Here is a 12548-nt window from a genome sequence, read left to right as displayed (position 1 = left end):
GTGATTGTGTTGGGGGTCGGGGCGGGTGCGCACGGTGCACGCGCAATTCTGACGTATCTGGACAGCCCCCATCGAACCCCCATCGTGTCGCGGACGGTGCGCCGCACGCCCGGGCAGTCGCTGTCCACCACGATCGCCACCGGTGTCGACGCCATCCACTCGATCGCCGCGACGATGTCGCTGCCGGTGCAGTTCTCGGCCATCGCCTATCGGGTTGCCACCGATCCAGGCGCAGTCGCCACCCGAGGTACGGCCCGCACGGCGTCGCTCGTGCCGGAAACTGCTGCGCAAGTGCGTTATCTGCGTTTCATCGGGCTGGTACCCAATCACGGAGTCACCGTGTTGTGCGATATCGGTAGCACCGGCACCACGGTCACCGTCATCGATCTCGCGTCCACTCGCACCCTCATGACGCGGCGCACTGCCACGTTCTGCGGCGACGATCTCGATCACTCGGTTCGCAGGCTGCTCTCGTCCAACGGCGTTCGCGTCGGAATCGACGCCAGCCGGTCCATCAAGGAGCAGTTGAGCGTGGACTCCGTCGTCAGCACCACCGATCCGTCCGGTACTGCGCGGCATGTGCTCACTCGGCGCGACTTCGACGATCTGATCGCAGGACCGGTGCGGTATGCGGGCATGCTGGTGGAGCAGACCATCCAATTGTCCGGTGCCAGACCGCAGTCCATCGTCGTGGTGGGCGGCGGTGCGAACATCACCTCGATTGCGCGTTCTCTCGAGCTGCGTACCGGTCTGACGACGCTGGTGCCGTCGATGCCGGAGCTGGTCTCGGCCCGCGGGGCCGCCCTCCTGTCCCCCGACAGGTAGGACGGCACCGGGAGTGGAGCCCGCCGCTACCGGTGCTGGAAGTTCGGCGTCCGCTTCTCGATGAAGGCCGACATACCTTCCTTCTGATCCTCGGTGGCGAAAGTCGAGTGAAACACGCGGCGCTCGAACAGAACACCCTCGCGCAGACTGGACTCGAACGATCGGTTCACCGCTTCCTTCGCCATCTGGGCAACCGGTAGCGACATCTCGGCGATGGTGGTCGCGGTCGCGATGGCGTCGTCGAGCAGATCGGCAACCGGCACGATGCGCGAGACCAGTCCGGCTCGCTCGGCTTCTTCGACCTTCATGTTGCGACCGGTCAAGCACATCTCCATGGCCTTGGCCTTGCCCACCGCTCGCGTCAGGCGCTGCGACCCGCCGATTCCCGGGATGACGCCGAGCTTGATCTCGGGTTGTCCGAATACCGCGGTGTCCGAGGCGATCAGGACATCGCACAGCATCGCGAGTTCACACCCGCCGCCGAGCGCGTAACCGGAGACCGCTGCGATCAACGGCGTCCGAGCCGACGCAAGTCGATCCCACGCCGCGAAGAAGTCGTCGAGGTACACGTCCATGTAGGACTTGGGCTGCATCTCCTTGATGTCGGCGCCGGCCGCGAAGGCTCGCTCGGAGCCGGTGATCAGGATCGCACCGATGCCGGAGTCGGCGTCGAGTTCTCCGACCACCGAAACCACTTCGCGCATCAGCTCGGAGTTGAGCGCGTTCAGCGCCTTGGGACGATTGAGTGTGATGATGCCGACGCGTCCCCGACGCTCGAGCAGAATCGTCTCGTAGTCACTCACTGGCCTGCTCCGTTCGAGCGCTCGCGGATGTCGTTGATGATGCCGGAGAAGTCGACATCGGTGCCGCCCCCGGATGTTTCCTTGAACCGAGAGTACAACTCGGCCGCCCGTAGGCCGAGGACACCCTCGACACCGTTGTCGCGCAGTGCATTGGCAGCCAGACCCAGGTCCTTGTCCATGAGAGCTGCCGCGAAGCCGGGCTTGTACTCGTTGTTGGCAGGGCTCGTCGGGACCGGTCCTGGCACCGGGCAGTTCGTCGTCAGTGCCCAACATTGACCCGACGCAGTCGACGCCACGTCGAATAGTGCCTGATTGCTCAGCCCCAATTTCTCCCCCAGCACGAAGGCCTCACTGATGGCGATCATCGACACTCCGAGAATCATGTTGTTGCAGATCTTGGCGGCCTGGCCGTTGCCTGCTGCACCGCAGTGCACCACCTTGCGACCCATGACGTCGAGAACCTCTGCAGCAGAGGCGAAATCCTCCTCGGAACCGCCGACCATGAAGGTCAGTGTTCCTGCGGCCGCTCCCCCGACTCCGCCGGAAACCGGCGCGTCCAGACTGCGGTGTCCTGCCTCGTGCACCAGCTTGTGGGCGTTGTGCGCATCGGCGACGTCGATGGTCGAGGAATCGATGAACAACGTACCCGGCGCGGCAGCGGGCAGCAGGTCCGCGTACAACCCCAGTACCAGTCTGCCGTTGGGCAGCATCGTGATGACGATGTCGGCATCGGCGACGGCGGCCACGGCCGATTCCATCACGGTGACGCCGTCCTTCGTGGCCTGCTCGAGCGCCGCGGGAACCAGGTCGAAGCCCTGCACCGTGTAGCCGGCCGCAACCAGATTGGCGGCCATCGGTCCACCCATGTGGCCGAGGCCGATGAAGCCGATCGTCTTCTCGCTCATGACTGCTCACCTTCTGTGTGTGCGTTCGACAGGCCCAGCTCCGCGTCCCCGAGGGGCGCGAAGTACCGGTCGACGTCCTCGGGCGTGACGTCTGCCAACGTACGCGGTTGCCATTGCGGGTTGCGGTCCTTCTCGACCACCTGTGCTCGGATTCCCTCGACGAGGTCGTGGCTGCTCAGCGACGCGACCGACACGCGGTATTCCTCGTCGAGTACCGACTCCAGCGTCGGCAGCGTCGCGGCGCGACGCAGCGATCTCAGTGTCACTGCCAGCGACACAGGTGATTTGGACGCGATGTCCTGCGCCGACTTCTGCGCCTCGGGCACTGTGCTGGCGGCAAGCGCGTCCACGATGCCCTGAACGTCGTCGCCGGCGTAGCACTCGTCGATCCATTCCTGCTGACCGACAATCGTGGACTCCGGTGCCGGCTCGCTGAACGTCGCGACGGCCTCTCCGACGCTGACCGTCTCGAGTGCCGAGTAGAAGTCCTCCAGCTTGTCGGACGGGATGTAGTGATCGGCGAAGCCGACCGCGATGGCGTCGGCGGCATTCATTCGCGCCGTGGTGAGCGCGAAGTGGGTGCCGATCTGGCCCGGTGCACGCGAGAGCAGGTACGTGCCACCCACATCGGGAACGAATCCGATTCCGACCTCGGGCATGGCGATCTTCGATCGTTCGGTGACGATGCGAGTGTTGGCATGTGCCGAGAGTCCGACGCCTCCGCCCATGACGATGCCGTCCATGATGGCCACGAACGGCTTGGGGAATCGAGCGATCGCGGCGTTGAGGATGTACTCCTCGCGCCAGAAGTCCTTGCTACCGCTGCCGCCGTCCTTGGCGTCGTGGTAGATGGAGACGATGTCGCCGCCTGCACACAGTCCGCGCTCACCTGCTCCGGTCAGCAGGACGACGTCCACAGCGTCGTCGGTTGCCCACTGCGCCAACGCCGGTGCGATCTCGCGAACCATCGCATGGTCGAGCGCATTGATGGCTTTGGGGCGGTTCAGGGTGATTCGACCTATACCGCGGGAGACCTCGAGGATCACGTCGCTCATGCGGCACCCACGATCGACCGAGCGACGACCACTCGCATGATTTCGTTGGTCCCTTCCAGAATCTGGTGCACCCGAAGGTCACGAACGATCTTCTCGACGCCGTATTCGCTGAGGTAGCCGTAGCCGCCGAGCAGTTGCAGCGCTCCGTTGGCGACCTCGAATCCGGTGTCGGTTCCGAAACGCTTTGCCATGGCGCACATTTCGACCTTGTCCGGCGCGTCGTTCTGCAGCGCGTCCGCGGCCCGCCACAGCAGCGTACGGGCGGCTTCGAGTTCGGTCTTGAAATCGGCGAGTCGGAACTGGAGCGCCTGCGCATCGAGCAACCGCGCCCCGAACGCCTTGCGCTCGGCGAGGTAGGCAACGGCCTTGTCGAGAGCGGACTGCGCGCCGCCGATCGAACATGCCGCGATGTTGATGCGCCCTCCGTTGAGTCCGTTCATCGCGATACGGAACCCGTCGCCCTCGTTGCCGAGCAGGTTCTCGGCCGGGATGCGGACTCCTTCGAGAACGACCTGCCGGGTGGGCTGGGCATTCCAGCCCATCTTCTTCTCGTTGGCTCCGAACGAGAGTCCCGCGGAGTCCTTCGGCACGATGAACGCCGAGATGCCGCGCGGCCCTGGTGCACCGGTGCGCGCCATCACGACGTACACCTCGGATGTGCCTGCGCCGGAGATGAATTGCTTGACGCCGTCCAGCACATATTCGTCACCGTCACGCACAGCTTTGGTGCCGAGCATCGCGGCGTCGGATCCCGCGCCCGGCTCGGTGAGGCAGTAGCTCCCCAGCTGATCCATCGCGCACAGGCCCGGGAGCCAACGCTGCCGTTGCTCGTCGTTGCCGTAGGTGTCGATCATCCACGCGACCATGTTGTGAATGGAGATGTACGCCGCGATAGACGGGTCACCGGTGGCCAACTGCTCGAAGATCCGCACCGAATCGACTCTGGTCAGACCCGATCCACCCACATCCTCGCGAATGTAGATGCCGCCCATTCCCAGTCCCGCTGCCTTGCGCAGCACGTCCACCGGAAAGTGTTTCTGCTGATCCCATTCGATGGCATTCGGTGCCAGGAACTCGTCGGCGAATTCGCGAGCGGTGTCGTTGATCGCTCGCTCGTCCTCGTTCAAGGTGAACATCGCCGGATCAGTCCATGTTCGGAATGACGAAGTGATTCTGTGCAACTGCTTCTTTGGTGCCCGACGGCCAGCGCTGGGTGACCGTCTTGGTCTTGGTGTAGAAGCGAATCGAATCGGGCCCGTGCTGGTTCAGATCACCGAATCCCGAACGCTTCCAACCACCGAAGGTGTGGTAGGCGATCGGCACCGGAATCGGTACGTTGACGCCGACCATGCCCACCTGGACACGGGAGCAGAAGTCGCGGGCAGTATCGCCGTCACGGGTGAAGATCGAGACCCCGTTGCCGTATTCGTGCTCGGTGGGCAAGCGCAGAGCATCCTCGTAGTCCTTGGCGCGGACGACGATCAGGACGGGTCCGAAGATCTCCTCCTTGTAGATCCGCATGTCGGTGGTCACCTTGTCGAACAGCGTTGCGCCGGCGAAGAATCCGTTCTCGTGGCCTTCGAGGCTGAAACCGCGTCCGTCGACGACCAGTTCGGCACCCTCGTCCACACCGATCTGGGTGTAGTCGTTGACTCGCTTCAAAGCATCGCTGCCCACGAGCGGCCCGAAGTCCGCGCTCTCGTCGTCGCTGCGGCCGATCTTCAGCTTCGCCACTCGCTCGGTCAGTTTGGCGACCAACGCGTCGGCAGTCTCCTCCCCGACCGGTACCGCGACGGAGATCGCCATGCAACGCTCACCTGCCGAACCGTAGGCGGCACCGAGCAGTGCGTCGGCGACCTCGTCGAGATCGGCGTCGGGCATCACCAGGGCGTGGTTCTTGGCTCCACCGAAGCACTGCGCTCGCTTGCCGTGTTGGGCTGCCGTCTCGTAGATGTACTGCGCGATGGGGGTCGAACCGACGAAGCCGATCGCCTTGACGCGGTCGTCGGTGAGGAGCACGTCGACGGCATCCTTGCCGCCGTTGACGACGTTGAACACACCCGGCGGAAGTCCTGCCTCGAGGAAGAGTTCGGCGAGCTTGAGCGGAACGGACGGGTCACGCTCGGAGGGCTTGAGAATGAACGCGTTTCCGCAGGCGATGGCCGGGCCGGCCTTCCACAGGGGAATCATCGCGGGAAAATTGAACGGGGTGATTCCGGCTACGACGCCGAGTGGCTGACGCATCGAGTAGACGTCGATTCCGCCGCCCGCACCCTCGGTGTACTCACCCTTGAGCAGGTGTGGGACACCGACGGCGAACTCGACGACCTCGACGCCGCGCTGAATGTCGCCCTTGGCGTCGGCGATGGTCTTACCGTGCTCGGAGGAGAGCAGACGAGCGAGCTCTTCGGTGTCGCGCGTGACCAGCGCGAGGAATTTCATCAACACTCGGGCGCGACGCTGCGGGTTCCAGGTTGCCCATTCACGCTGCGCCTGTTCGGCGTCGGCTATCGCGGCCTCGACCTCGGATACGTCGGCCAGGGGAACCCGGGCCTGAACCTCGCCGGTGTTGGGATCGAAGACATCCCCGAATTTTCCGGAGGTGCCTGCGACATGCTTGCCGCCGATGAAGTGCGTGAGTTCGCGAGCCATGGAATTTGTCCGTCCTCGAGCGTGGAAGTGAAGTACGCCCATCCTATAGTCGGATGTCCACGTAAGTCCAGGAGTGGTCACATCCGGTCGTAGAACTGCCTCAGATCGGCGACGGCACGACTGACCTCGGCCTCGGTGGAGCCGTCGGCGCGGAAGATCCGGCGCAGGATCAACGGATCGAGATCGTCGACCGCCGGCGCGAACGACACCTGGGGAAGTTCCGGGAACGATGCGCGATCGGCGAACCAGTCGTCGGGGTCGAACTCGTCGTCCCCGTCACCGACACCCTCGATCAGTTGATCGAGATCGACGCCACGCAGCGTCAGGATGGTGGCGGCGGACGCATCGATGTGCTCGGCAGCGATGTACATCAGAGCCGCCGCATGTTTGCAGGGCCAGCCGTCGTCGGGGCAGGTGCAGTCGAAATCGAGCTGCCCCTTGTCGTGCGGCAGCAATACCGACGCCAGTGCCTGCGGAATGGCATTGGAGGCCAGCTCGGCCAGCATGCCGGGGTTCGATCGCACCCTGCCGACGAGCGCGGCAACCTCACCCTGCGTGAGCGGTTCGACGGTGACCGAGGCCGAGAACGGCTCGAGCTGACTGCCCTGCACCTCGCCGTATATCTGCCCGCGCTCGACACCGAGAGTGAGCACCTGCCCTTGGCGCGCGTACGTTCTGCCACGCGCTATCCGACCCGGATCCGCGAGGTCTTCCATGGCCGACACGAAATGCCTGCCCCACCACGTCTGCCCGAATGCACCGCGTTTGTTCCTGGACTCGATGCCGCCCTTGGCTTTTCGCCGTTTCCCGTATTGCGAGAAGTCGACCATCACTCCCCCACCGCGTCCTCGCTGAGGCGGAACAGTTCCTGCAGCTCCGCGGTGTCCATCTCGGTCACCCAGTTCTCGCCGGTGCCCACCGCCAGATTCGCCAGATCCTGCTTGGAGACGAGCATCGAGTCGATCCGTTCCTCGACGGTGCCCACGCACAGCAGTTTTCGCACCTCGACGTTCTTGCGCTGCCCGATGCGAAAGGCCCGGTCCGTCGCCTGGTTCTCCACCGCCGGGTTCCACCAACGATCCAGATGAACGACATGATTGGCGGCTGTGAGGTTCAAGCCGGTACCGCCGGCCTTGAGCGAGAGCATCATGATCGGCGGACCGTTCCCGCTCTGGAACTTCTCCACCATCTCGTCGCGCTTGGACTTGCTCACGCCGCCGTGCAGGAACGGCAGGTCGGTCCCGAATCGTTCGGCGAAGTACGGTGCCACGAGCTCACCGAACTCCCGGAACTGGGTGAACAGCAACGCTTTCTCGTTGTCGCCCAGAATCGAGTCGAGCATGTCCTCCACCAGACCGATCTTGCCCGAGCGATGCTGCCCCCTCTTGAGCACCGGCGAGCCGTCGGACAGGAAGTGGGCGGGATGGTTGCACACCTGCTTGAGACGAGTGAGCGCGGACAGCACCGCACCTTTGCGCTTCATACCCTTCGCGTCGGCGATCTGCGCCATCATCTCGTCGACGACCGCCTTGTACAGCGCGGCCTGCTCGGCCGTCAGGTTGGCGCGCACGGTCATCTCGTTCTTCTCGGGCAGATCCGAGATGACCGTCGGATCGGTCTTGACACGACGCAGAATGAACGGCGAGGTGATGGCGCGCAGACGCGAGACCGCGCTCTCGTCGTTCTCACGCTCGATCGGAACCGAGAATCGCTTCCGAAAGTCCGACGGCCTACCGAGCATGCCCGGATTGGCGAAGTCGAGAATGGACCTCAGCTCGTCCAGACGATTCTCGACCGGTGTTCCGGTGAGTGCCAACTTGTGATCCGCAGGGATCGCGAGCGCCGCCTTGGCCTGCACGGTGCCCGAGTTCTTGATGTGTTGCGCCTCGTCGAGGACCACCCGACGCCACGTCTGCTCGGACAGCTGCGCGCGATCCTTGGCCATCAACGCGTAGGTGGTGACGATCAGATCGTGCTCGGCGATCGCCCGGTCCAGCTCGTCGCCCTTCGACCGAGCCGGGCCGTGGTGCACCAGAACTCGCAGTGCCGGGGTGAATTTCGCCGCCTCACGTTGCCAGTTGCCCACCACCGACATCGGTGCCACCAGCAGCGTCGGCGTCGAACTCTTCTCGTGCGCGAGCAGTGTCAACACCTGCAACGTCTTGCCGAGCCCCATATCGTCGGCGAGTACAGCCCCAAGACCGAGCCGACTCATGAACGCGAGCCAATCGAGCCCACGCTGCTGATACGGCCGCAGGGTTGCGTTCACACCGGCCGGTACGGGGATCGTCTCGGGCACCGCACCGGGCTCGAGCAACGTCGCTGCCCATCCGGTGGCTCTGATGTCCTGGACCGGAGCCGGCGGTGGGTCGGCCAGCGTCATCTCGCGCATCAGCGTGCTCAGGGCAGTCCCGTCGCCGTGATGCTCGGCGACGTACTTGGCGGCTCGTGCGAGCTGACCGCCGTCGGCCAGTACCCACTGACCGCGGAGTCGAACGAGATCGCCCTTCGAGACGGCGAGTCTGTTCATCTCCGCCTCGGTGAGCACCATGTCGCCGAGTTGGAGTTGCCAGTCGTACGACACCAGTTCGTCCATGCCGACCGCCCGATCGGCGGCCGCTTTCGTCACCGCAGGCGAATCGACGCGCAGCCTCATCGACGGATCCAACCTCGTCCAGGCCCGAGGAAGCAGAACCGTCGTTCCGGTGGCCTGCAGCGCCGTCGCACCGTGTTCGACGAGGTCGATGACCACCGACGTCGGAAGCAACAGATCGAGGGTGCCTTCTTGAGCCGGCAGATCACGCAGTCTCGGGTACGCCGCCACGGCCTCACCGAGCTTGCGCACGGCGATCGAGAGCAGGGTTGCGTCGACCTTACGGCTCATCGGGACCGGCCGCGGCGCTTCACCATCCGCTCGCAGACACACCTGCAGCGTCCAGAACGACTCCGCTGATTCCTCGGAGGAACTGTCGACGACGCCATCGTCGTCATCGGGTTCGAGCAGGCGTAGCACGAGGGACGGCTCGTCGACGGTGAGGCTTGCGCGCCAGTTGTCGAGCAACGTCGACATCTGTTGGGTTCCATCCACGTACGGGTCGTCGCGAATCAGAGCGGACAACAGCGGATGCTCCGAGTCGGGCCTACCCAGAACCGATCTGACGATCGGATCGGTGAGCTCCTCCACCATGTCGTCGAGGATCTTCTTGGGCCGCTCTCCCGCACGCTGCACCGACGGCATCGCGACGGCGAGTTCGCTCAGCCAGGCCCGTTGACGTTCACCCCCGACCAGACGCCACCGTGGCCACCACTGCCCGTCCATCAACTTCAGAGCAGGAACCACACGACCGCCGCGAACCCAGCGTTCGATTCCGCGGGCGACGTGCGCCAGGTACCGGAGATCGCCGGAAATCGAAGCGTGCTCGGACGGCGTCCGCAACAGCAGATCGGCACCGTCGTGCGGGGCGAGCGCGATGGCCGGAACCTGCACCGGGGCCTGCGCGGTGGCACTGCGCCCGGGTGCCGGTAACGACACCGCAGCACGGTGCCGGAACGGTCGGGTGAGGACGTGCGCGTGTGTCGGCGGCAGATCGGGTTCGTCGCCGGTGGAGATCTCGTCGTCCCACAGCATCAGCCCGGCACCGGGAGACCAGAGACCGTGCAGCATCGGTCCATCCAACCAGCAAGCACCGACACACCTCGGGTGAGGCACTCCCGAGCAAGTCGCTCGGTGAGGCACAGTGGATGCATGATCGCGTACGGCTTCAGCGAATACGGCGGACCCGACACCGAGTACCTTCTCGACCTACCCGTCCCCGAGCCGGGACCGGGGCAGATTCTCGTGGCGGTCCACGCCGCCGGGGTCAATCCTGCGGATTGGAAGGTGCGGGCGGGCAATCGCAAGGACACCGTGCAGATCACCTTGCCCGCGGTTCTGGGTCGGGAAGTATCGGGCACCGTCGTGACGGCCGGCGCGGGTGTGGCCGATTTCTCGGTGGGCGACCATGTGTTCGGGGCCACCGCCTCGGGGCACGGAGGGTACGCGCAGTACACGGTGCTCAACGCATCGAGCACTGCCCACAAGCCGGAGGCCGTCTCGTGGGCGGCGGCGGCCACCCTGCCGGTGGCTGCCGGGACCGCGTACGACGCGCTGCGCCGACTGGCCGTCGGCGCGGGCGATTCCATCCTGGTGCTCGGTGCGGGTGGCGGCGTGGGTTCGGCCGTTCTGCAACTCGCGCGAGCCGACGGTATCGACGCTCTCGCAGTTGCGAGTACTGGCAAACAGGAGTGGATCGAGAGCCTCGGAGCCGAATTCGTCGCCTCCGGCGGCGACTTCGTCGATTCGATCTCGCGACCGGTGAACGGCATCGTCGATCTCGTCGGAGGCGAGACCTTGCGCGCCGCGGCGACCGCACTGACGGCGGGGGTACCGATCGTCAGCGTCGCAGACCCGATGCTCGCGGCGCAGTGGGACGGATCCGGAGTCGATCGGGACCGCACCACCGCAGCATTCGCGCGGCTGGCGGACCTGACCGCGTCGGGCGTCATTCGTCCGCGTATCGACCATGCCTTCCCCCTCGAGCGTGCGGGCGAGGCTCTCGCCCTCGTGGAGAACGGACACGTGCTCGGAAAGGTCGTCGTCGAAGTTCGCTGACACCGAGACGGGTGCGGGGATCACTGTCGGTACCTTCCGGCACACTGCTGTCGCGAGGACCGATGACCGAGTACGGAGATCGACGATGGGGCGTGCGTGAGAAAACTGTGGGTCGCGGTACTGCTGGTGCTCGCTGCGGCAGTGATGGCCGTGTTCGACTCGTGCGAGCGGTCCGTCATCCCCGGTTTCACACCCGCCCAACCCGCTCCCGGCAGTCCCACGCGTACTCAGATCGAGCAGTTGCTCGCCCAGGTTCGCGTGGTCGCGGCCAGGCCCGATGCCCTCGGCTACGAGCGCGGGTGCAAGAGCGGCGAAGGGTGTGTGTTCGGCCCGGCGTGGACCGACGACTACGACGGGCCGGGTGGTCACGACGGCTGCGGTACCCGCGACAACGTCCTGGCGCTGTCGATGACCGAGGTCGAGTTCCGCGCAGGCACCCGCGACTGCGTCGTGCTGTCCGGTTCGCTCGCAGATCCGTACTCCGGTGAGCCGATCCAGTTCACCAAGTCGGACGCCGGAAAGATTCAGATCGATCACGTCTACCCGCTGTCCGCTGCATGGGACATGGGCGCGAACATGTGGTTGCCCGACAAGCGCGTTCGGTTCGCCAACGACGTGGCGTTCAATCTGCTCGCAGTCAACGGAGCGGACAATCAGAGCAAGAGCGACAAGACACCCTCGCAATGGCTGCCACCGAACGCGGCCTACCACTGCTTCTATGCGGGTAAGTATCTGTCGGTCGCTGCGCAGTACGAGTTACCGATCACCCAGGCCGATCAGGGTGTTCTCGCTTCGGTCGCCTCGACGTGCGCGGCGTAACGTCTGAGCGATGGCAACAGCACACCCGCGCAGCGTCCTCGACCGTGAGACGCAGCTCTGCATGTCCTTGTCCGGCCGACCGAGCAACATCGGAACTCGCTTCCACAACTATCTCTACGACGAGTTGGGCCTGAACTTCGTCTACAAGGCGTTCACCACCACCGATCTCGCCGCCGCAGTGGGGGGCGTTCGCGCCCTGGGCATCCGAGGCTGCGCCGTCTCCATGCCGTTCAAGGAAGACGTGATCGAACTGGTCGACGTGATGCACGAGTCGGCAAGCGCCATCGAATCCGTCAACACGATCGTCAACGAGAACGGCGTCCTCCACGCCTACAACACCGACTACCAGGCCGTCGCGAACCTGCTCGCCGCGAGTGGCTTCTCGACCGACTACTCGGTGGCCGTCACCGGCAGCGGCGGGATGGCCAAGGCCGTCGTTGCCGCACTTCGGGATTCGGGCTACACCCGGGGCACCGTCGTCGCCCGCAACGCGAACACCGGCCCTGCCCTCGCCGAGACCTACGGCTACGACTGGTCGGCCGAAGCGGTGGGCGCAGACCTGCTCGTGAACGTGACCCCGGTGGGTATGGCCGGAGGGCCGGACGCCGATTCGGCACCGTTCACCGAGCAGCAGATCGATGCAGCGAATGCCGTGTTCGACGTCGTCGCCATGCCGTCGGAAACGCCGCTGATCGTTGCCGCTCGGGCGGCGAACAAGCCCGTGATCACCGGCGCTCAGGTCATCGCGCTCCAGGCTGCAGAACAGTTCGTTCTCTACACCGGAGTTCGGCCGTCAGACGAACAGATCGCGCGCGCATCGGAGTTCTCGCGCAGCTGA

Annotated in this window: 11 protein-coding genes; 4 read left to right on the top strand and 7 right to left on the bottom strand. The window is 65.1% G+C overall.

The annotated features are described in order from the left end of the window. A partial coding sequence (locus CH273_RS04885) for an Hsp70 family protein (protein ID WP_256991282.1) occupies positions 1-825 on the top strand: 825 nt, incomplete at its 5' end. Positions 826-851: 26 nt separating this feature from the next. Here the strand turns inward: CH273_RS04885 and CH273_RS04880 are convergent. From CH273_RS04880 to CH273_RS04850, 7 genes are all read right to left on the bottom strand, one after another. Then, positions 852-1628, bottom strand: a complete 777-nt coding sequence (locus tag CH273_RS04880) for an enoyl-CoA hydratase (protein ID WP_032393503.1) — start codon at positions 1626-1628, stop codon at positions 852-854. Further along, the gene (mmsB, locus tag CH273_RS04875; RefSeq protein WP_032393502.1) at positions 1625-2533 is read right to left on the bottom strand and encodes a 3-hydroxyisobutyrate dehydrogenase; all 909 of its coding nucleotides are present in this window, start codon (positions 2531-2533) and stop codon (positions 1625-1627) included. Before mmsB ends, CH273_RS04880 begins: the two co-directional genes overlap by 4 nt. Further along, positions 2530-3588 carry an enoyl-CoA hydratase/isomerase family protein gene (locus tag CH273_RS04870; protein ID WP_032393501.1) on the bottom strand — a complete coding sequence of 353 codons (1059 nt, stop codon included), beginning with the start codon at positions 3586-3588 and terminating at the stop codon, positions 2530-2532. The genes mmsB and CH273_RS04870 overlap by 4 nt, the downstream gene beginning before the upstream one ends. Continuing rightward, positions 3585-4724 carry an isobutyryl-CoA dehydrogenase gene (locus CH273_RS04865; protein WP_032393500.1) on the bottom strand — a complete coding sequence of 380 codons (1140 nt, stop codon included), beginning with the start codon at positions 4722-4724 and terminating at the stop codon, positions 3585-3587. Before CH273_RS04865 ends, CH273_RS04870 begins: the two co-directional genes overlap by 4 nt. 7 nt (positions 4725-4731) lie before the next feature. Further along, positions 4732-6240, bottom strand: coding sequence for a CoA-acylating methylmalonate-semialdehyde dehydrogenase (locus CH273_RS04860; protein WP_032393499.1), 1509 nt, complete (start codon positions 6238-6240; stop codon positions 4732-4734). A gap of 77 nt (positions 6241-6317) precedes the next feature. Next, positions 6318-7070 (bottom strand): SWIM zinc finger family protein, encoded by a 753-nt coding sequence (locus tag CH273_RS04855; RefSeq protein ID WP_032393498.1) that lies wholly within the window; start codon positions 7068-7070, stop codon positions 6318-6320. Then, complete coding sequence (locus CH273_RS04850) at positions 7070-9904, bottom strand: DEAD/DEAH box helicase (RefSeq protein WP_032393497.1); 2835 nt, start codon at positions 9902-9904, stop codon at positions 7070-7072. Before CH273_RS04850 ends, CH273_RS04855 begins: the two co-directional genes overlap by 1 nt. Positions 9905-9985: 81 nt before the next feature. On the opposite strand from CH273_RS04850, the gene CH273_RS04845 reads away from it, so the two are divergent. From CH273_RS04845 to CH273_RS04835, 3 genes are all read left to right on the top strand, one after another. Beyond that, positions 9986-10891 carry an NADP-dependent oxidoreductase gene (locus CH273_RS04845; protein WP_032393496.1) on the top strand — a complete coding sequence of 302 codons (906 nt, stop codon included), beginning with the start codon at positions 9986-9988 and terminating at the stop codon, positions 10889-10891. 96 nt (positions 10892-10987) lie between these two features. Further along, positions 10988-11710: an HNH endonuclease family protein gene (locus CH273_RS04840; protein WP_032393495.1), complete on the top strand. Its 723-nt coding sequence runs from the start codon at positions 10988-10990 to the stop codon at positions 11708-11710. A 10-nt stretch (positions 11711-11720) separates the two neighbouring features. Further along, on the top strand, positions 11721-12548 hold the full coding sequence (locus CH273_RS04835) for a shikimate 5-dehydrogenase (RefSeq protein ID WP_032393494.1): 828 nt from the start codon (positions 11721-11723) through the stop codon (positions 12546-12548).

Origin of the sequence: Rhodococcus sp. 05-339-2 (assembly GCF_002258965.1) — a bacterium.
Taxonomy (GTDB): Bacteria; Actinomycetota; Actinomycetes; order Mycobacteriales; family Mycobacteriaceae; genus Rhodococcoides.
The sequence above is the reverse complement of the archived record's forward strand: the minus strand, read 5'-3'. Positions and strand labels throughout refer to the sequence as shown.

Excerpts from the sequence above, each read along its gene's own strand:
- mmsB (WP_032393502.1), bottom strand. The coding sequence starts at position 2,533 with ATGAGCGAGAAGACGATCGGCTTCATCGGCCTCGGCCACATGGGTGGA.
- CH273_RS04870 (WP_032393501.1), bottom strand. The coding sequence starts at position 3,588 with ATGAGCGACGTGATCCTCGAGGTCTCCCGCGGTATAGGTCGAATCACC.
- CH273_RS04865 (WP_032393500.1), bottom strand. The coding sequence starts at position 4,724 with ATGTTCACCTTGAACGAGGACGAGCGAGCGATCAACGACACCGCTCGC.
- CH273_RS04860 (WP_032393499.1), bottom strand. The coding sequence starts at position 6,240 with ATGGCTCGCGAACTCACGCACTTCATCGGCGGCAAGCATGTCGCAGGC.
- CH273_RS04855 (WP_032393498.1), bottom strand. The coding sequence starts at position 7,070 with ATGGTCGACTTCTCGCAATACGGGAAACGGCGAAAAGCCAAGGGCGGC.
- CH273_RS04850 (WP_032393497.1), bottom strand. The coding sequence starts at position 9,904 with ATGCTGCACGGTCTCTGGTCTCCCGGTGCCGGGCTGATGCTGTGGGAC.
- CH273_RS04845 (WP_032393496.1), top strand. The coding sequence starts at position 9,986 with ATGATCGCGTACGGCTTCAGCGAATACGGCGGACCCGACACCGAGTAC.
- CH273_RS04835 (WP_032393494.1), top strand. The coding sequence starts at position 11,721 with ATGGCAACAGCACACCCGCGCAGCGTCCTCGACCGTGAGACGCAGCTC.